Annotated in this window: 18 protein-coding genes; 14 read left to right on the top strand and 4 right to left on the bottom strand. The window is 69.3% G+C overall.

All coding sequences use genetic code 11. The features are described from left to right. Positions 1-34 precede the first annotated feature (34 nt). The 3 genes from BN940_RS05850 to pcaF form a co-directional block, all read right to left on the bottom strand. A complete protein-coding gene (locus BN940_RS05850) occupies positions 35-817 on the bottom strand; it encodes an ABC transporter ATP-binding protein (protein WP_043681163.1) in 783 nt (260 codons plus the stop codon). Between the two features lie 50 nt (positions 818-867). After that, a complete protein-coding gene (locus BN940_RS05845) occupies positions 868-1,869 on the bottom strand; it encodes an ABC transporter substrate-binding protein (RefSeq protein WP_158386235.1) in 1,002 nt (333 codons plus the stop codon). Between the two features lie 289 nt (positions 1,870-2,158). After that, complete coding sequence (gene pcaF, locus BN940_RS05840; protein ID WP_043686058.1) at positions 2,159-3,370, bottom strand: 3-oxoadipyl-CoA thiolase; 1,212 nt, start codon at positions 3,368-3,370, stop codon at positions 2,159-2,161. A 203-nt stretch (positions 3,371-3,573) separates the two neighbouring features. Here pcaF and BN940_RS05835 point away from each other — a divergent pair, with 203 nt between their 5' ends. The 3 genes from BN940_RS05835 to BN940_RS05825 all read left to right on the top strand — a co-directional run bounded on the left by BN940_RS05835 (position 3,574) and on the right by BN940_RS05825 (position 7,058). Next, positions 3,574-4,473 carry a LysR family transcriptional regulator gene (locus tag BN940_RS05835; protein WP_043686056.1) on the top strand — a complete coding sequence of 300 codons (900 nt, stop codon included), beginning with the start codon at positions 3,574-3,576 and terminating at the stop codon, positions 4,471-4,473. A 261-nt stretch (positions 4,474-4,734) separates the two neighbouring features. After that, a complete protein-coding gene (locus BN940_RS05830) occupies positions 4,735-6,639 on the top strand; it encodes an FAD-binding monooxygenase (protein WP_043681158.1) in 1,905 nt (634 codons plus the stop codon). After that, positions 6,636-7,058 carry a MarR family winged helix-turn-helix transcriptional regulator gene (locus BN940_RS05825; protein ID WP_043681154.1) on the top strand — a complete coding sequence of 141 codons (423 nt, stop codon included), beginning with the start codon at positions 6,636-6,638 and terminating at the stop codon, positions 7,056-7,058. The genes BN940_RS05830 and BN940_RS05825 overlap by 4 nt, the downstream gene beginning before the upstream one ends. On the opposite strand, the gene BN940_RS05820 is transcribed toward BN940_RS05825, so the two are convergent. Then, positions 7,055-7,972 (bottom strand): LysR family transcriptional regulator, encoded by a 918-nt coding sequence (locus BN940_RS05820; protein WP_043681150.1) that lies wholly within the window; start codon positions 7,970-7,972, stop codon positions 7,055-7,057. The genes BN940_RS05825 and BN940_RS05820 overlap by 4 nt on opposite strands. A gap of 114 nt (positions 7,973-8,086) precedes the next feature. On the opposite strand from BN940_RS05820, the gene BN940_RS05815 reads away from it, so the two are divergent. The 11 genes from BN940_RS05815 (at position 8,087) to BN940_RS05765 (ending at position 19,238) form a co-directional block, all read left to right on the top strand. After that, positions 8,087-9,367, top strand: a complete 1,281-nt coding sequence (locus BN940_RS05815) for a gallate dioxygenase (RefSeq protein WP_043681147.1) — start codon at positions 8,087-8,089, stop codon at positions 9,365-9,367. Positions 9,368-9,491: 124 nt separating this feature from the next. Further along, positions 9,492-10,544 carry a metal ABC transporter solute-binding protein, Zn/Mn family gene (locus tag BN940_RS05810; protein ID WP_052355642.1) on the top strand — a complete coding sequence of 351 codons (1,053 nt, stop codon included), beginning with the start codon at positions 9,492-9,494 and terminating at the stop codon, positions 10,542-10,544. 177 nt (positions 10,545-10,721) lie between these two features. After that, a complete protein-coding gene (locus tag BN940_RS05805; RefSeq protein ID WP_052355641.1) occupies positions 10,722-11,393 on the top strand; it encodes a DUF1007 family protein in 672 nt (223 codons plus the stop codon). Next, positions 11,384-12,373: a nickel/cobalt transporter gene (locus BN940_RS05800; RefSeq protein WP_084330538.1), complete on the top strand. Its 990-nt coding sequence runs from the start codon at positions 11,384-11,386 to the stop codon at positions 12,371-12,373. Before BN940_RS05805 ends, BN940_RS05800 begins: the two co-directional genes overlap by 10 nt. Before the next feature lie 149 nt (positions 12,374-12,522). Beyond that, positions 12,523-13,155: a hypothetical protein gene (locus tag BN940_RS05795; protein WP_043686046.1), complete on the top strand. Its 633-nt coding sequence runs from the start codon at positions 12,523-12,525 to the stop codon at positions 13,153-13,155. Between the two features lie 185 nt (positions 13,156-13,340). Beyond that, positions 13,341-13,658, top strand: coding sequence for a co-chaperone GroES (gene groES / locus BN940_RS05790; protein ID WP_043681137.1), 318 nt, complete (start codon positions 13,341-13,343; stop codon positions 13,656-13,658). Between the two features lie 30 nt (positions 13,659-13,688). After that, positions 13,689-15,308, top strand: a complete 1,620-nt coding sequence (gene groL / locus BN940_RS05785; protein WP_043681130.1) for a chaperonin GroEL — start codon at positions 13,689-13,691, stop codon at positions 15,306-15,308. Positions 15,309-15,465: 157 nt separating this feature from the next. Continuing rightward, positions 15,466-16,134, top strand: a complete 669-nt coding sequence (locus tag BN940_RS05780; RefSeq protein WP_043681123.1) for a 7-cyano-7-deazaguanine/7-aminomethyl-7-deazaguanine transporter — start codon at positions 15,466-15,468, stop codon at positions 16,132-16,134. A 68-nt stretch (positions 16,135-16,202) separates the two neighbouring features. Continuing rightward, entirely contained in the window at positions 16,203-16,922 is a 720-nt protein-coding gene (gene queC / locus BN940_RS05775) for a 7-cyano-7-deazaguanine synthase QueC (protein WP_043681117.1), read from the top strand. A gap of 157 nt (positions 16,923-17,079) precedes the next feature. Continuing rightward, positions 17,080-18,411, top strand: a complete 1,332-nt coding sequence (modD, locus tag BN940_RS05770) for a ModD protein (protein WP_338075611.1) — start codon at positions 17,080-17,082, stop codon at positions 18,409-18,411. Then, positions 18,408-19,238, top strand: a complete 831-nt coding sequence (locus BN940_RS05765; RefSeq protein WP_043681116.1) for a DUF364 domain-containing protein — start codon at positions 18,408-18,410, stop codon at positions 19,236-19,238. Before modD ends, BN940_RS05765 begins: the two co-directional genes overlap by 4 nt. The last annotated feature ends 14 nt before the right edge of the window (positions 19,239-19,252 follow it).

Raw genomic sequence — 19,252 nt, 5'->3', positions numbered from 1 at the left:
CGTTCTGGATGCCGCTGCAAGACGGACGCGCGCATCACAGCACGGCCCCCTGCCTGGACAGGGCCTCCTCGGCCTCCGAACGCAACAGGCTCCAGACCTCCTCGATCAGGCGGGCAGCCTCTTTCATGCCCAGGACCGATGGATTCCTTTCCTGCGGCAGATCGACCGCCGCATCGAGGATGATGCGGCCGGGCCGCGCGCTCATGACCAGAATGCGGTCGGACAGCAGGACCGCCTCCTGGATGCTGTGCGTCACGAAAATGACGGTGGCCCCGACCTGGCGCACCATTTTCAAGAGTTCGAGCCCCAGCACCACGCGGGTCTGCTCGTCCAGCGCCCCGAAGGGCTCGTCCGCCAGGACGAGGTCGGGAGCGGTGCTCAGGACACGGGCGATGGCGGTACGCTGGCGCATGCCGCCGGACAACTGATGGGGATAGTGCCCGCCGAATTCCGCAAGGCCGACACGTCGCAGGACGTCGGCGGCGACCGCCAGCCGTTCGGCCTTCGGCACCTTCCGGACTTCGAGGGCGAAAGCGGCATTTTCGAGCACCGTGCGCCATGGCAGCAGGGCGGCCTCCTGGAAAATGATGCCCGTATCCTTGCGCGGCGCGGTCAGAAGCTGCCGTTCGACCAGCACCTTGCCGTCGTGCGCCCTGTTCAGGCCCGCCACGATATCCAGCAGAGTGGATTTGCCGCAGCCGCTGGGCCCCACCAGCGTGGTGAAACTGCCGGGCATGAATCGGGTGGAGGTCCCATCCAGCGCCACCACCTCCCCATAAACCTGCCCGACCTCTTGCAATTCAACCAGGACACCCATATATGGCCCGCCTTGATATGAAGTGAATATGCAATCGAACCTGAATGCATTCAGTCGGGCATCCGGCCCTTGTGCCCCTCCGGCAGATAGGCGTCCGTCAGCAGGTCTTTCCAGTTCACCCGTTCGATGTTGTCCGTATAGCGCAGGCCCTCCTCGACCACGGCCAGCGACTTCGGATTGAACGCCAGCGAAAGCACGTCGAGATCGATGAATTTCTGAATCAGTTCCTTGCCGATTTCCGGGTCCACATTGACGCTGGCCGCATACATCTCGCCCGCCTCCGCCGGATTGGCCTTGATCCAGTCTATTGCGGACTGAAGCGCGCGCAGCAGGCCCCGGGCCACTTCGGGATTCTTTTCCGCATAATTGCGGCTGCTGACGATCATCGTCAATTCATAATACGGCACGAACTCGTTGGCGCGGACGACGACCCGCAGGTCCTTCGCGTGCTCCTTTTCCGTGAGTGGCGGAAAGAACGTGATATCGACGTCCCCGCTTTGCAGCAGCGCGATCCCCGCCCCCACGCCGCCGGTGGCGACCCGCTTCGTGGTTTTCATGTCGAGGCCGGCATACTTCGGCACCAGGAAGCTCATCGCCTCGGTGACGGAGCCCGCGTTCGTGAATCCCCAGGTCTTGCCTTCGAGGTCCTTGACGCTCTTGATCGGGGAATCCTTCAGCACGCCCCAGCCGATCTCGAACGGCACCTGCGTGGCACCGGCGATGATCTTGATCGGAGCGCCCTTCATGTGCGCGTTGACCAGGGAGGACGTGGCCACCTGCCCGAAAGGCAGGTTCCCCGCAATCACGTTATGCAGCGTGGCGCCGCCGCCTTCCGCCGGCAGCACCTTGTCGAGCACGATCCCTTCGCGTTCAAAAAAACCCCTGGTCTGCGCCACCTTCCAGGGCATTCCGTTGATGTCGGTCGCCTGCGCCACCGATACCGTGATGTGCGCGAGGTCCTTGGCGACGCTCACGGACGGCGAGATCATCGCAAACGCCCATGCGAACACGCCGGCACCCGCATATAGCGCACGCCTCCAGTTCCGTTCCATATCAAAGCCTCCTCCGGCATCGAATGCCTGATTTTGAATGCCTGATTCATGTATCGTGGAATCGCATCGTGACGGATCAATGAAAATCCGCCCAAGACGATCCCGATATTTATTTTTCACAGGACCTGGCAATACCGGATTAAATAACCCGCATGCCGGTCCAGGTTTTATATCATGGCAATCAAACAAGGGGCCAATACGTTTTGATTTAGGCTTCCCATATATTATTCTTATGGGACGACGCCTTCTTCCGGCCCCGGCCCGGGCCCCGGGGCGCAGGCCCGTGGATTCAGATCCGTTCGAGCACCACGGCGATCCCCTGGCCCACGCCGATGCACATGGTGGCGAGCGCGTAGCGGCCGCCGGTCGCATGCAGGCGATTGACCGCCGTCGCCACCAGGCGCGCGCCGCTCGCGCCCAGGGGATGACCCAGGGCGATGGCGCCGCCCCAGGCGTTCACGCGCGCATCGTCGTCGGCCAGGCCCAGCAGCCGCAGCACCGCCAGGCCCTGCGCGGCGAAGGCTTCGTTGAGTTCGATCACGTCGAGCCGGTCCAGGCTCAGGCCCGTCTGGGCGAGCACCTTCCGGGTGGCCGGCGCCGGGCCGATCCCCATCACCCGCGGCGCCACCCCGGCCACCGCCATGCCCACGACGCGCGCCCGCGGCCGCAGTCCGAAACGCGCCGCGCAGGCCTCGTTCGCCAGCAGCAGCGCGCAGGCGCCGTCGTTCACGCCGCTGGCGTTGCCGGCCGTGACGGTGCCATCGGGGCGCACCACGCCCTTGAGCCGGGCGAGCGCCTCCAGGCTGGTGGAGCGGGGATGCTCGTCCCTGTCCACGGCGAGCGGCTCGCCCTTTTTCTGCGGCACCAGGACCGGCGTGATTTCCCGGCCGAGATGCCCGGCCGCCTGGGCGGCCTGCGCCCGTTCCTGGCTGGCCAGGGCCATGCGGTCCTGGGCCTCGCGTCCGATCCCGTATTCGGCGGCCACGTTCTCCGCCGTCTCGGGCATGGAATCGACCCCGTACCGCGCCCGCATCAGCGGATTGACGAAGCGCCAGCCGATCGTCGTGTCGTGGACGGCGTTGTCGCGCGAGAAGGCGCCGGCGGCCTTGGGCATCACGAACGGCGCGCGGCTCATGCTCTCGACGCCGCCGGCGATCATCACCCCCGCCTCGCCGGCCTTGATGGCGCGGGCGGCGGTGCCCACCGCGTCCATGCCGGAGCCGCACAGGCGGTTGAGGGTGGCCCCGGGCACGGAAACCGGCAGGTCCGCCAGCAGCGCGGCCATGCGCGCGACGTTGCGGTTGTCCTCGCCCGCCTGATTGGCGCAGCCGAGCAGCACGTCGGACAGCGCCTCCCAGTCCACTCCCGGGTTGCGCGCCACCAGGGCGCGCAGCGGCACCGCCGCGAGATCGTCGGTGCGCACGGTGGACAGCGCGCCGCCATAGCGCCCGAAGGGGGTGCGCACGGCGTCGCAGATCAGGGCCTGCTCGTTCGTAGCCATCAGGAAACTCCCGGGAATCCGCCAGTGGAAGGAGGCGAGGTCCGCGCGGGTCCGGTCGCGCACGGATCCCGGGCGGGCGCCGCGCCCCCACGCCTCTCCCATCGGCTGGACCGATGGGTGGATCGATTGTGAAGTATTCCATGTCACTGGACAATCGGAAATAATGTGAACATTCTGTCAAGGATATTTGTTCAATGGAATCCATCAACGCGCAATCCCTGATCCTGCTGGTGGACATCGTGGACGCCGGCAACCTGAGCAAGGCCGCGCGCAAGCTCAAGATGAGCCGCGCCAACATCAGCTACCACCTCAACCAGTTCGAGCAGGCGCTGGGCCTGCAGCTGCTGCGGCGCACGACGCGCCGCATCGAGCCCACGGAAGTCGGCCTCAGCCTGTACCGCCACGGGCGCGTGATCCGCGACGAACTGCTGGCCGCGCGCGAATCGGTCGATTCGCTGGGCCGGGGCCTGCACGGCTCGGTGCGCCTGAGCCTGCCCACCGGCTTCGGGCACCTGGTCGTATCGGACTGGATGATCGAATTCAAGCGCAGCTACCCGGACATCGCCCTGGACGTCGTCTTCGACAACAGCATCCGCGACCTGCTGGGCGAGGAAATCGACATCTCCGTCCGGGTCATGTCCGAACCGCCGCCGCAGATGGTCGCGCACGAACTCTGCCAGGTGCGCTATGTCCTCTGCGCATCGGCCCGATACGCCCAGGAACACGGCATGCCCGAGCGCCTGGAGGACCTGCCCGGGGTTCCCCTGATCACCTCCACCGTCGAGGGGCGCGAGCTGCGCCTGGCGGCCTACCGGGACGGCGAACGGCAGGAAATCCTGCTCAAGCCCACGCTGGCCTCCGAAAATTTCCAGTTCCTGCGGGAAGCCATCCTCTCCGGGCTGGGCATCGGTCTGGTGCCCGACTATCTGGTGAACGAGGCCGTGGCCGACGGGCGGGCGGTCCTCGCCTTCGACGCATGGCGCCTGAGCGTGTTCGGCTCGCGCATGTTCCTGCTGCGCATGCCCGGCCGCTACCAGACGCTGGCCGCCCGCACCCTGATCGACTTCCTGATTCAGCGCGTACGCGCCTGGGCCCGGCCGTAGCCGCCGCGCGGCCGCGGCAGGGACGCGCCGGCCCGCGCGTCCGGCCGCCCCGCTCCCTGGCAGCCATCCGCCCTCAGGGCCCACGGACCCGCGGGTCTACGAGTCCACGGGTCTACGGGTCTACGGGTCTACGGGTTAGTCCCGATCCCGATTCGTTGGGGTACTGAGTAAAATAGTTGGCGTACTGAGTATTTTCCCGTGCTTCCTCGTTTCCGTCATTCTTCCCCTTCCCCCTCATTCCCATTCATGGAGATCCGATCCATGCAGTATTACCTGAACGGATACCGCTTCGGCGATCCGGAAGCCCAGCCCCCCGCCCCCGGCTTCGAGCACCCGCCCGCCGGCCTGCCCGACACCGTGGACGTGCTGATCGTCGGCACCGGCCCGGCCGGCCTGGTGCTGGCGGCGCAGCTCTCCACCCATGCCGGCTTCACCACGCGCATCGTCGAACGGCGCGCCGGCCCGCTCGAACTGGGCCACGCGGACGGCGTCGCCTGCCGCACGGTGGAAATGTTCGAGGCGTTCGGGCTGTCCTCGCGCCTGACCCGCGAAGCCTGCTGGATCAACGAGACGGTCTTCTGGCGCCCCGACGAAACGGACCGCACGCGCATCACGCGCACCGGCCGCGTGGACGACGCCGCCGGCGAGCTGTCGGAAATGCCGCACGTCATCGTCAACCAGGCGCGCCTGCAGCAGCATCTGCTGGGATACATGGAAAAATCGCCGACCCGGCTGACGCCCGACTACGGCCTGGAAGTCGTCGGCGTCCAGGTGGCGGATTCGGGCGACCATCCGGTCGCCGTGACGCTGCGGCCCGCCGGCGGGGGCGCCGAGCGCACGGTCCACGCGAAATACGTCGTCGGCACCGATGGCGCGCGCAGCGCCGTGCGCGCCTCGATCGGCCGCGAACTGCGCGGGGACGTCGCCAACCACGCCTGGGGCGTGATGGACATCCTCGCTGTCACGGACTTTCCCGACATCCGCATCAAGGCGGCGATCCAGTCCGCCCGCGAAGGCAACATCCTGCTGATCCCGCGCGAAGGCGGCTACCTGGTGCGCCTGTACGTGGACCTGGGCGTGGTCGATCCCGCCCGCCGCGACGAGATCCGCCGCACGCCGCCCGAGCAGCTCATCGCCGTCGCGCAAAAGGTGCTGCATCCGTATACGCTGGACGTCAAAGACATCGCCTGGGCCTCGGTATACGAGGTCGGCCAGCGCGTGACAGACAAATTCGACGACGTGCCCGAGGACCAGGCCGCCGCCCGCACGCCGCGCGTCTTCATCGCCGGCGACGCCTGCCACACGCACAGCGCCAAGGCCGGCCAGGGCATGAACGTCTCCATGCAGGACACCTTCAACCTGGGCTGGAAACTGGCCGCGGTGCTGGAGGGCCGGTCCGCGCCCACGCTGCTGCACACCTATTCGGCCGAGCGCCAGCCGGTCGCCAAGGAACTGATCGACTTCGACAAGGAATGGTCGGCGATCATGGGCTCGCCGCCGAAGGACCCGCTGCACCCCGAGCGCGGCGGCGTGGACCCGGCCGAGCTGCAGGACTACTTCGTCCGGTCGGGCCGCTACACGGCGGGCCTGGCGACGCACTACCCCGCCGGACCGCTGATCGGCACGGCGGAGCACCAGGCCCTGGCCCGGGGCTTCACGATCGGCACGCGCTTCCATTCGGCGCCGGTGGTCCGGATCGCCGATGGCAGGCCGCTGCACCTGGGCCACGTGCACCGCGCCGACGGCGCATGGCGGCTTTATGCTTTCGCCGACACCACGGCCGAGCGCCTGCACGCCCTGCTCGGCTGGCTGGCGGAATCGCCCGCCTCGCCCATCCGGCGCTTCACGCCCGCCCAGGCCGATCCGGACAGCGTGATCGACGTGCGCGCGATCTACCAGCAGGGGCACCGCGCGGCCGAGGTCGATGCGCTGCCGCCGGTGCTGCTGCCGCGCAAGGGCCGCTTCGGCCTGATCGACTACGAGAAGGCGTTCAGCCCCGATCTCGACAGGGACGTGGACATCTTCGACCTGCGCGGTATCGACCGCACCCGGGGCGCCCTCGTCGTCGTGCGGCCGGACCAGTATGTCAGCCACGTGCTGCCGCTGGACGGCCACGATGCGCTCGCCGCCTTCTTCGCCCGCTTCATGCTGGAACCCGGCCAGTGACCGGCCTCGACGCCGTCCTGCCGCACACCGGCTCGCTGATCCGGCGCGCCCAGCAGCGTCACGCGGCCGAATGGGCGCGGCTCGTGTCGCCCACGATCACCAGCGTGCAGTACGCGGCGCTGGCGATCCTGGCCGACAGGCCGGGCGCCAGCCAGCGCGAACTGGGCGACGCGCTGGAAGTGGACCGCTCGACGATCGCCGACCTCGCCGCCCGGCTGGAGCGCCACGGCCTGGTCGCGCGCGCGCAGGACAAGGCGGACCGGCGCCGCTACGTGCTGGCGCTCACCTCGGCCGGCCTGGACGAATTGCAACGGCTGCGGCCGCGCGCCGACCTCGTCGAGCAGGCGATGACCCGGTCCCTGACGGCGGCGGAGGTCGCCGAACTGCGCCGCCTGCTGCACGGCCTGCTGGACGCCTAGCGGCGGCGGGCCTGCGGCGCCAGCGCGGCGCACGTTTCCACGAGAAAATCCAGCAGCGCCCGCACCCGGGGCGACAGCAGGCGCCGGCCCGGATAGATGGCGGTCAGCCGCGCGCTCGCCTGGCTCAGGCGGACGTGCGGCAGCACCTCGACGAGCCGGCCCTCGGCGAGCGGCTCGATGCAGTACTGACGGGGCAGCATCGACAGGCCGCCGCCGGCCATGACCACGCGCCGCACCGCCAGGGGATCGTTGACCCGCGTGATGCCCCTGGACAGGTCCAGGTGCGCCGGCTCGCCACGCACCTCGACCGGCACGCGCCGCACGGCATAGCGCGCCTCGCAGATCTGGATCTGCGCGCGCACGGCGTCCAGCGTCTCGCCGGGCCGGTGCCCGGCCAGCCATGCGGGGCTGGCCACCCAGATCAGGTCCCCCTCGATCAGCGTGCGGGAAACGAGCTCGCTGTCCTCCAGCGGCCCCACCACCACGGCCAGATCGACGCGCTCGCGCACCAGGGCCGAACCCTGGCTGGTGACCACGATCTCCAGCTCCAGGCCGGGATGGCGGGCGCGGAACTCGGGCAGGCGCGGCGCCAGCACCTCCAGGCTGAACGCCGGCGGCAGCGCCACCGAGACCCGCCCCGTGGGCGCCGAGGCCAGGCCCGCCATCAGGTCGTCGGCCTCCCGCGCCTGTTCGAGGATCAGCAGCGCCTGGCGGTGGAAGGCCGCGCCTTCGGCGGTCACGCGCAGGCTGCGCGACGAGCGGTCGATCAGGCGCAGGCCGAGCGCCCGCTCCAGCCGCGTCAGGGTGGCGCTCACCGTGGATTTCGGCATGCCGAGCTCGCGCGCGGCGGCCGAGATCCCGTCCTGGCCGACGATGGCCACGAACACCGGCAGATCGTCCAGATTCCATTTCATGAGTCCCATTATCGTCCATGAATCGGAACGAATCGTACGGTCAGACGGGATTGTTCAAAAAACATCACATTCCTAACATATTCACTTTCAACGGCCTTTCCTCAGGAGACAGACATGGCTCGCATCGTCGGCGGCATCGGCGCCTCGCATTCCCCCACCATCGGCTACGCCAAGGACACCGGCAAGCAGGACAGCCCGGCCTGGAAGCCCATCTTCGAGGGCTTCGACCGCATCCGCGGCTGGATCAAGGACAAGGAGATCGACGTGCTGTTCATGATCTACAACGACCACGTCACCTCCTTCTTCTTCGACCACTACTCGGCCTTCGCCCTGGGCATCGACGACCTCTACGTCGCCGCGGACGAAGGCGGCGGCCCCCGCGAAGTGGCGCCCGCGCGCGGCCACCTGGGCCTGTCGCAGCACATCGCCCTGTCGCTGATGGCCGACGAGTTCGACATGTCGATCTTCCAGGGCAAGCCGGTGGACCATGGCGTGCTGTCGCCGCTGTCCATGCTCGGCGACGAGCGCGGCCCCTGGACCGGCCAGGTGGTGCCGCTGCAGGTGGGGGTGCTGCAGTTCCCCATCCCCAGCGCGAAGCGCATGTGGAAGCTCGGCAAGACCCTGCGCAAGGCCATCGAAAGCTATCCCGAGGACCTCAACGTCGCCATCATGGCCACCGGCGGCCTGTCCCACCAGGTGCACGGCGAGCGCGCCGGCTTCATCGACGAGGCCTGGGACAACGAATTCCTCGACCTGCTGGAAAAGACGCCGGAAAATCTGGTCCGGATGCGCATCGCGGAATTCGCGGCCAAGGGCGGCATGGAAGGCGCCGAGGTCGTCATGTGGCTGATCATGCGCGGGGCGCTGTCCGACCAGGTGCGGCTGGTGCACCGCCAGACCTACGCCCCGTCGGTCACCAACATCGCCACGCTGATCCTGGAGGACCTGGGCGGCGCGCCCGATCCGGCCGCCGTCGAGGCCTACCGCACGCACATCGTCCACGAGCTCGAAGGCGCCGGCGAGATCCCCGGCTCCTACCCCTTCACCCACGCGCGCAGCCAGGCCAACCTGCGCATCAACAGCTTCCTGCACGACCTCGTCAAGCCCGCGCACCGCGCGCGCTTCGTCACCGACTTCGAGGCCCTGGCGAACGAACACGGCCTGACCGTCGAGGAAAAGGACCTGATCCGCAACCGGAAATGGATCGAGATGGTGCGGCGGGGCGTGAGCTTCTTCGTGCTGGAGAAGATGGCCGCGGTGCTGGGCGTCTCCAACCCCGAGGTCTACGCGGCCTTCCGCGGCGAATCGCTGGAGCAGTTCCTGGCGACGCGCAAGGTGCCGATGACGTACTCGGTCGCGGGCGGCGACAAGGTGCGGGAAATGGACAAGGCCTGAGTCCGGGGGCGCGGGCCTGCGCGGTCAGCCATGCAAGCCGGTGAATTTCCGGATTCGGAATGTTATAACATCCCTATTGTTATGTTATAACATCTCTCTTCCGATCAATCCGCGAGAAAACCCCATGTCCGCCCTCATCTCCACACCCCTGTCCACACGGAAAAAGCTGGCCGCTCTGGCGGGCATCGCAATGCTTGCATGCCTCGGCCCCGCCCGGGCCGGCGCCGCGGAACTCCGGGTCGTCTCGACGTTCTCGATCCTCAGCGATCTCGCGAAGAACGTCGGCGGCGACAGGATCGCCCTGACCACGCTCGTGGGCCCGAATGGCGACGCGCACACCTACGAGCCCAGGCCGGCCGACCTGAAGGCCCTCGGCGCGGCCGACGTGATCCTGGCCAACGGCCTGCAGCTCGAAGGATTCCTGCCCGGCCTGATGCAGGCCAGCGGCGCCCGGGCCCCCGTGGCGGCGCTGACCGACGGGATCACGCCGCGGCTCAACGAAGAAGAAGACCACGATCACGACCACGAGGGCCAGGACGAGGACCATGACCATGGCGATGTCCATGGCGGCGGACAGGGGCATGAACAGGCCCACGAGCACGAACACGAGCAGGCGCACGAGCACGGGCACCATCACCACGGCAAGTACGATCCCCATACCTGGCAAACCGTGCCCAACGCCCGGATCTACGTGAGCAACATCGCCAGGGCGTTCTGCGCGGCCGACCGGCAGGGATGCCCGGCCTACGAGGCCAATGCCCGCGCGTACGACGGGAAGCTCGCCGCCCTGCAGGCCGAACTCGAGGCCGCCATCGCCGGGATCCCGGCCGACCGGCGCACGATCATCACCCCGCACGACGCATTCGCCTATTTCGGCCAGGCCTACGGCTTCAAGTTCGAGGCGCCCCAGGGCATGAGCACCGATTCGGAAGCGTCCGCCTCCGGCGTGGCCGCGCTGGTCCGGCAGGTCAGGGAGGAAAAGGCGGCGGCGCTGTTCCTGGAAAACATCAGCAATCCGCGCCTGGTCGAGCAGATCTCGAAGGAAACCGGCGTCAAGGTCGGCGGCAAGCTGTATTCCGACGCGCTCTCGGGGCCTGACGGTCCGGCGGCCACGTACATCGACATGATGCGCCACAACGTCCGGACGATCCGCGACGCCGTCCTCGCCTCCCGATAGCGGGCGATGGGCACGGCCGCGCAGGCGATGCGCAAGGCCGCGGCCTCTCCTTTCCCGGACGCCGCGGCCTTGCACGCACCGCTGCTCCTGTGCGCGCAGCCGGTCCGGCAAGCCGCCGGCATCGGCCCCCCGCCCGGGTATCATTGCCGAGTGTGAAAGGATGAGCCCCGGAGGACCATGCCGACCCGATTCCTCGCCGGACGCCGGCGGCCGTCCCTCGCCGGCCTGTTCGGCGCCGCCTGCCTCTGCCTCGCGCTGCGCCCCGCCCCGGCGCAGGCCCATCCGCATGCGTGGATCGACGTGCGCAGCACGGTCGTGCTCTCGCCCGGCGGCGCGTTCACCGCGATCCGGGAACAATGGCTCTTCGACGAGCTGTACAGCGCGGCCGTCATGGACGGCATGGCCGGCGACAGCCCCTCGGGCAAGGCCTCGGCGCAGGACTTCGCCGCCATGGCCATCGAGAACCTCGGGCCCTACGACTATTTCACGAAAATCTCGGCCGGCGGGCACGCGGTCCGTCTCGGGCAGGCGACCGAATTCACCGGCGCGATGCAGGGCGGGAAGCTGCTGCTCTCCTTCACGGCGCCGCTGGCCGAGCCCGTGGATCCGGCGGCCCGGCCGGTATCCTATGCCATCTACGACCCGAGCTACTTCATCCGGATGATGCACCGCCCCGAGCAGCCGCCCGCGATCGAAGGCGCAGCCGGGCGGGCGTGCCGCCTGCGCGTCGTCCCGCCGGATCCGTCGCCGGAAGACGTCGCCCGCGCCTATGCGCTGGACCGCGGCGCACAGGCCGAAGAAGACCTGGGAGACCTGTTCGCCGAGCGGGTCCACATTCAATGCGAATGAAGGGCGCCCGGCTGCCCGGCGCCCTGGCGGCCGCGGGCCTGGCGTTCGGGCTGGCCTTCCTCCTCTGGACGCTGCTCGGCGAGCAGGCCTGGTGGGGCCGGACGCTGGCCTGGATCATGGACACGCAGGCCGGGCTGCACCGGCGGCTGGCGCAGGCGATGCGCCTGGTCGGCGAGGAAGGCTGGATCGCCGCCCTGCCGCTGATCGGCCTGAGCTTCCTGTACGGCGTCTTCCATGCGGCGGGCCCGGGGCACGGCAAGGCCGTGATGACGGCCTACCTGGGCACCCATCGCGTGCGGCCGGCGCGCGGCCTGCTGCTGGCCACGGCGGCCGCCCTGATGCAGGGCGCGGTCGCCGTGCTGCTGGTGGAAGTCGTCGCGGACCTGCTGGGCTACTCGATGCGCCACACCCAGCGCGCGGGCACGCATCTGGAAAACCTCAGTTTCGCGCTGGTGGCCCTGCTGGGGGCGATGCTCGCCCTCCAGGGCGCGGCGGCCCTGTACCGGCGGTGGCGCGGGCCGCGTCCGGACGCCCCGCCGCGGGGCGTGTTCACGCAAGGCGCCGGGATGCGGGCCTATTGCGCGGACTGCGGCGCGCTGCACGACCTGGCCGGCGCCCACCTCGACGGGACGCGCGGCTGGCGCGCCAGCCTGCCGGTCGTCGCGGCCATCGGGATCAGGCCCTGCTCCGGCGCCATCCTCGTGCTGCTGGTGGCCTATTCCATCGACCTGCGCTGGGCGGGCATCGCGGCCGTCATGGCCATGTCCGCCGGCACCGCGGCCACGGTCGGCGCCCTGGCGATCGGCGCGGTGTCGCTGCGCGGCGGACTGATGGGCCTGCTGGGCCGGGGCCGCGGCGCGAGTCGCCGCATGCGCGCCGCTTTCGAGGTCCTGGGCCTGCTGGGTGGGCTGTGCATCTTCCTCATGGGGGTCGGACTGCTGCAGCAAGGCCTGCGCACGCCCGCCCATCCCCTGCTTTGAGCGGGCGGATCCAGGAGTGGCCCCCCCACGCATCCGGCATGCCCCGCACACGCCACAATCCGCGCTTCATGGCACCCCCGCGCCCGTCTTGCAATCCCCGTCCGCCCGCATAAAATGGATCTCAATGGGTTGTCGCCATGGGGTTCAGCATGAGGATCCTGGAAACGATTCAATCACAGGTGGATGCGATGGGCCTGCCGCTCTACGCGGTGACCCTCAGCGCGGTCGCCAAGCCGGACGCGCCGCCGGTCCTGATCCTGCACTGGCACGGATTCAGGCGCCGCACAGCCGTCCAGGTGCCGGGGATCGAGATCCCGTCGCGGCCGGTGCCGGGTTCGGCGATGCAGATCGACGTGCGCTGGGGCCGGGTCGAGGTGCTGGACGAAGCCATGCTGGAGGCCGCCTGGCGCCTGGGCGCCTGGGACCTGGAACGCAGCAACCACCGCCCCTGGTGGCGGCTGAACGCCCCGGTCAGCGAAACCATGGCCTGCCACCGCGCCTTCGGGTCCTATCCGGGCGAGCCCGACGGGCGCGTCGCCATCGTGGACGCGCCCGACCTGGACACCCTGCTCGAACTCGCCGCCATGAAGGGATACGTGCGCTGGCTCTTCCGGCCGCGCGCGGGCGGCGTCTGGGGCGAGCTGGACGAGGACGACGCCACCCTGCGCGACGGCCGCTCGCGCGAGGATTCCTGTCCGGTCGCGCCCATGCCCTACGACCGCCATCGCAGCGGCCGCGACGTCTACCGCCTGGGCCGGGGCGGCCGCCTGCTCCACGCCTAGACCGGCCCGCCGGGGCGTTGTCGCACTTTGTTGCAATATCGCTCTTGAATCCCCCTTGCCCGGCCACTATCTGAAGCAACGCAGCATTCCGGCTGCCTGGAACGGCGCGGCCCGCGGACCGCTCTGCGCAGGCCCCGCGTCCCTTCCTGATTCCTTTCTGGTGATCTGCAACAAGGAGATTGATCATGAAGATTCGTCCCCTTCACGACCGGATCGTCGTCAAGCGAATCGAACAGGAACGCACGACGGCATCCGGCATCGTGATTCCCGACTCCGCCAAGGAAAAGCCCGAGCAGGGCGAAGTCATGGCCGTGGGCAACGGCAAGCGGCTGGAGGACGGCACCCTCCGCGCCCTGGACCTCGAAGTCGGCGACCGCGTCCTGTTCGGCAAGTACGCCGGCCAGGCCGTCAAGGTCGATGGACAGGAATACCTGGTCCTGCGCGAGGACGAGGTGCTGGCGGTCGTCGAGGCCGAGCCCCGGGCCGCCAAGAAAGCCGCCTGAACTTTTTTCACGGATTCCAGGAGTATCGAGATGAGCGCGAAAGAAGTGCTTTTCCATGACAGCGCCCGCGAGCGCGTGGTCAAGGGCGTGAACATTCTGGCCAACGCCGTGCGCGTGACGCTGGGCCCCAAGGGACGCAATGTGCTGCTCGAACGCAGCTTCGGCGCCCCGGTCATCACCAAGGACGGCGTGTCGGTCGCCAAGGAAATCGAACTGGAGGACAAGTTCGAGAACATCGGCGCGCAGGTCGTCAAGCAGGTCGCCTCCAAGACCGCCGACGTGGCGGGGGACGGCACCACCACCGCGACGGTCCTCGCCCAGGCCATCGTGCAGGGCGGCCTGAAGTACGTGGCGGCGGGCATCAACCCGATGGACCTGAAGCGCGGCATCGACCAGGCCGTGGGCACCGTGGTCGGCGAGCTCAAGTCCCTGTCCAAGCCGATCTCCACCAGCAAGGAGATCTCGCAGGTGGCGGCCCTGTCGGCCAATTCCGACCCGTCCGTCGGCAAGATCATCGCCGACGCCATGGACAAGGTCGGCAAGGAAGGCGTGATCACGGTCGAGGACGGCAAGTCGCTGGACAACGAGCTCGAAGTGGTCGAGGGCATGCAGTTCGACCGCGGCTACCTCAGTCCCTATTTCATCACCGACCCCGAGAAGCAGGTGGCGGTCCTGGAAGACCCGCTGGTGCTGCTGCACGACAAGAAGATCTCCAGCATCCGCGACCTGCTGCCGGTGCTGGAAGCCGCCGCCAAGGCCGGCAAGCCGCTGCTGATCGTGGCCGAGGACGTCGAGGGCGACGCGCTCGCCACCCTGGTGGTCAACACGATGCGCGGCGTGCTGAAGGTGGCCGCCGTCAAGGCGCCGGGCTTCGGCGACCGCCGCAAGGCCATGCTGGAGGACATCGCCATCCTCACCGGCGCGACGCTGATTTCCGAGGAAACCGGCAAGCAGCTCGACAAAGCCGGGCTGGCCGACCTGGGCGGCGCCAAGCGCATCGAGGTGCACAAGGAAAACACGATCATCGTGGGCGGCGCCGGCAAGCAGGACCGCATCGACGGCCGCATCAAGGCCATCCAGGCGCAGATCGAGCAGGCCACCAGCGACTATGACCGCGAGAAGCTGCAGGAGCGCGTGGCCAAGCTGTCGGGCGGCGTGGCGGTGATCAAGGTCGGCGCCGCGACCGAGGTCGAGATGAAGGAAAAGAAGGACCGCGTCGACGATGCGCTGCACGCGACCCGCGCGGCCGTCGAGGAAGGCATCGTGCCCGGCGGCGGCGTGGCGCTGCTGCGCGCCGGCAAGGCGCTCGCCCGGCTCAAGGGGGCCAACAGCGACCAGGACGCGGGCATCCAGCTCGTGGCCCGGGCGATCGAAGAGCCCCTGCGCGCCATCGCGGCCAATGCGGGCGACGAGCCCTCGGTCGTGATCGCCAAGGTGGCGGCCGCGGAAGGAAACTTCGGCTACGACGCGGCCAGCGGCCAGTACGGCGACCTGGTCGAGCTCGGCGTCGTGGATCCCACCAAGGTGACCCGCACCGCCCTGCAGAACGCCGCCTCGATCGCCAGCCTCATCCTGACCACCGAGGCCTGCGTGGGCGAACTGCCCAGGAAGGACAAAGTCCCGGCCGCCGCGGGCGGCATGGACTTCTGATCCGGCCGGCCGCTTCGCGCCGGACGCCCGGCGGGCCTCCGCCCGCCGCGCGCGACGGCCCTGGTCATGGCGGGCCGCGCCTTCGGGCGCGGCCCGTCGTATAATGCCCCCCGCAGTCCCCATGGGTTCCCTCACCCCATCCACCAAAAAGGCTCACATGATCTCCGCCTCCGTTCCGCAGCCGCGGGCCTCGTTCTATCTCGCCCTGCTGGTCGCGTTCCACATCCTCGTCATCATCGCCAGCAACTACCTGGTGCAGCTGCCCATCGAGCTGTTCGGCTTCCACAGCACCTGGGGCGCCTTCAGCTTTCCCTTCATCTTCCTGGCCACCGACCTGACCGTGCGCCTGATCGGCAAGGCCGAGGCGCGCCGGGTGATCCTGCGCGCCATGATCCCGGCGCTGATCGTCTCCTACGTCGTGTCGGTGCTGTTCCACGAAGGCCGCTTCAACGGCCTCGCCGCGCTGGCCGAATTCAACACCTTCGTGTTCCGCATCGCCTTCGCCAGCTTCGCGGCCTACGTCCTGGGCCAGCTGCTGGACGTGCGCGTGTTCGACCGCATGCGGCGCGGCTACGTGCAATGGTGGGTGGCGCCGGCCGCCTCCGCCGTGCTCGGGCAGGCGCTGGACACCCTGGCCTTCTTCGGCATCGCCTTCTGGCGCAGCAGCAATCCCTTCATGGCCGCGCACTGGGGCGAGATCGCCGCCGTGGACTACGCCATCAAGCTGGCCGTCAGCCTGCTGCTGTTCGTGCCGATGTACGGCGTCGCCCTGAACGCGATCGTGCGCCTCATGAAGCGGCGCGACGCCCTGCCGGCCGCGGCATGAGCGCTCCGAACCGCCCCTGGCACGCATGCCCCCTCGGGGGGGACGGCGCGCGGCGCCAGGGAGGCATCATGAATGCGGCCCGCAAGTCCCGCCGCGCCCTGGTGCTGTTTTCCGGCGGCCAGGACTCCACCACCTGCCTGGCCTGGGCGCTGGCGCGCCACGGCCACGTCGAGACTCTCGGCTTCGACTACGGCCAGCGCCACCGCGCCGAACTGGACTGCCGCATCGCGCTGCGCCACCGCCTGGTGCAACTGCGGCCCGAATGGGCGCCGCGCCTGGGCGAGGACCACCTGCTGAACGTGGACGTGCTGGGGCAGCTGGGCGCCTCGGCCATGACCGACGACATCGCCATCGCCCTGCAGGCCGACGGCCTGCCCAACACCTTCGTGCCGGGCCGCAACCTGCTGTTCTTCACCCTGGCCGCCGCGCTGGCCTACCGGCGCGGGCTGGACGTGCTGGTGGGCGGCATGTCGCAGACGGACTATTCCGGCTACCCCGACTGCCGCGACAACACGCTCAAGGCGCTGCAGGTGGCGCTGAGCCTGGGCATCGACCGCCCCCTGACGCTGGAAACCCCGTTGATGTGGCTGGACAAGGCCGACACCTGGGAACTGGCGCATCGGCTGGGCGGCGACGCGCTGGCCGAACTGGTGCGCACCGACACCCACACCTGCTACCTCAACCGCCGCGACACCCTGCACGCCTGGGGCTACGGCTGCGGCGAATGCCCCGCCTGCCTGCTGCGCGCGCAGGGGCACCGGGAATGGCTGGCGCGGCGGGCCGGCTGAAGCGGCGTCCCTCCACGGCTGAAGCGATGCCTCTCCGCGGCTGAAGCGGCCGTCCCTCCACGCTCGGAACGGCGCCTCTCCACGCACGTCCGCCCTCCGTCCGACGCGGCCCCCTCCCGCTCGTCGAAAGCGAAGCCGCCGATGACGTTATAAAGTGATGTATATTCCGATAGCCATCGAGCGCCGTCGGACGCCACCAGACGGATGCCCGGCCGCCGCGATGCGCCCCGATCGCCCACCCACCGGAACCGAAACCATGGACGAGACTCCCGTCTTTTTTGCCGCCGGCCCGTCCCAAGGCAAAAAGGCCCTCTTTGGGGGGCAGCAAGCGGCCGCAGGCTGCGCAGCGTGGGGGCCCTTTTTTGCCGCCGGGCCGTCCCAAGGCAAAAAGGCCCCCTTTGGGGGGCAGCAAGCGGCCGCAGGCTGCGCAGCGTGGGGGCCCTTTTTTGCCGCCGGGCCGTCCCAAGGCAAAAAGGCCCTCTTTGGGGGGCAGCAAGCGGCCGCAGGCTGCGCAGCGTGGGGGCCCTTTTTTGCCGCCGGGCCGTCCCAAGGCAAAAAGGCCCCCTTTGGGGGGCAGCAAGCGGCCGCAGGCTGCGCAGCGTGGGGGCCCTTTTTTGAAACCTCGATGCTGGACGCCTGGCTGGCGGAAGACATCGGCCTCTTCGACCTGACCAGCACGCTGCTGGAGATCGGCACGAAACCGGCCCGGATCGCGTGGGTGGCGCGCCAGGCCATGACCCTCGCCTGTACCGAGGAAGTCGCGCGCATGGTCGCCCTACGGGGCGGCTGCGCGACGGATTGCCTGCCCAGCGGCCGGTGCGTGGAAGCCGGCACGGAAATCGTGGCGGCGCAGGGCGCGGCCCAGGCCCTGCTGGACTGCTGGAAGGTCGGCCAGAACCTGCTCGAATACGCCTGCGGCGTGGCGACGCGCACGCGCGCCATGGCGGACGCCGCGGCCCGGGTCAACCCCGACGTATGCATCCTGACCACCCGCAAGCACCCGCCCGGGCTGCGCCGCGTGGCGCAGAAGGCGGCGCTGGCCGGGGGCGCGTTCCCGCACCGGCTGGGCCTGTCCGAGACCGTGCTGGTCTTCCCCCAGCACCGCGCGCTGCTGCCGGGCGGCTGGAAGGACCTGCGCCAGATCCTCGCCCGGCGCCGCAGGCATCTGGTCGAAAAGAAGATCGTGATCGAGGCGAATTCCTACGAAGACGCCCGCGAAGCCGCCCGCTGCGGCGCCGACGTCGTGCAGTTCGACAAGGTCGAGCCCGAACGGCTGGCACAATGGTGTCCGCGCCTGCGTGCCGAATGGCCGCACCTGGGCCTGCTCGCCGCCGGGGGCATCCGCGCCGACAACGCGGCCGCCTACGCCGCCACCGGGGTGGATGCGCTGGTCACCAGCAGCCTCTACTTCGGTCCGCCGGCGGACATCGGCGTGCGGATCGAACGTGACCCGCCCTGCAAAACCACCACCGAAGGACGATCGCCATGACGACCTCGCTGCTCGAAGACCTCCTCCAGGAAACCCGCCACCGGCTGGGCGCCGGCCTGGATGCGCTGACGCTGGAGCGCGCCGTCGCCGGCATCTTCTTCACCGGGGTCGAACTGAGCAACGGCTGCTGCGGGCTCGCCGCCACGCCCATCAAGGAAATTCCCGCCGCCGTGTGCTGCTCCAGCTCGCTGGGCGCGCTGCCCTCGCCGGGCAAACTGCGGGGGCGCCCCGCCGCCGACGTGCTGGAAGACCTGGCTCCCGGGACGGGCCCCATGCGGCGCGCCATGGCGATCGCCACGCTGAACGCGCTCATCGAGACCCTCTGGCAGCGGGACGGCGCGCCCCGGGATGCCCAGGTCTCCGGCGGGGATGCCGCCCAGGCGCTGGCGCTCCGCCCCGGCGAACGCGTCGTGCTGGTGGGTGCGTTCGCCCCCTACATGCGCGCCTTCCGCAAGGAAGGGCGCCACTACCGCGTACTGGAAATGGACCCGGCCACGCTGCGGGCCGACGAACTGCCGCATTACGCCCCCGCTTCCGCCGCGCCGCAGATCATCCCTTGGGCGGACGTGCTCATCAGCACCGCCACCACGCTGACCAACGACTCCCTGGACGCGCTGCTGAGCCATGCCCGCCCCGGCACGCGCATCGCCATCGTCGGCCCCACCGCGCCGCTGCTGCCCGACCCCTACCGGGCGCGCGGAATCCAGGTGGTGGGCGGCACGCGGGCGCGCCAGGCCGGACCGCTGCTCGACCTGCTGGCCGAAGGCGCGTCGGGCTACCACCTGTTCGAGAAATCGGTGGACCGGGTCAACCTGGTCCTGGACTGAGGACGGCGGGGCCG

This window comes from Castellaniella defragrans 65Phen, from assembly GCF_000612685.1.
Classification (GTDB): domain Bacteria; phylum Pseudomonadota; class Gammaproteobacteria; order Burkholderiales; family Burkholderiaceae_B; genus Castellaniella; species Castellaniella defragrans.
The sequence above is the reverse complement of the archived record's forward strand: the minus strand, read 5'-3'. Positions and strand labels throughout refer to the sequence as shown.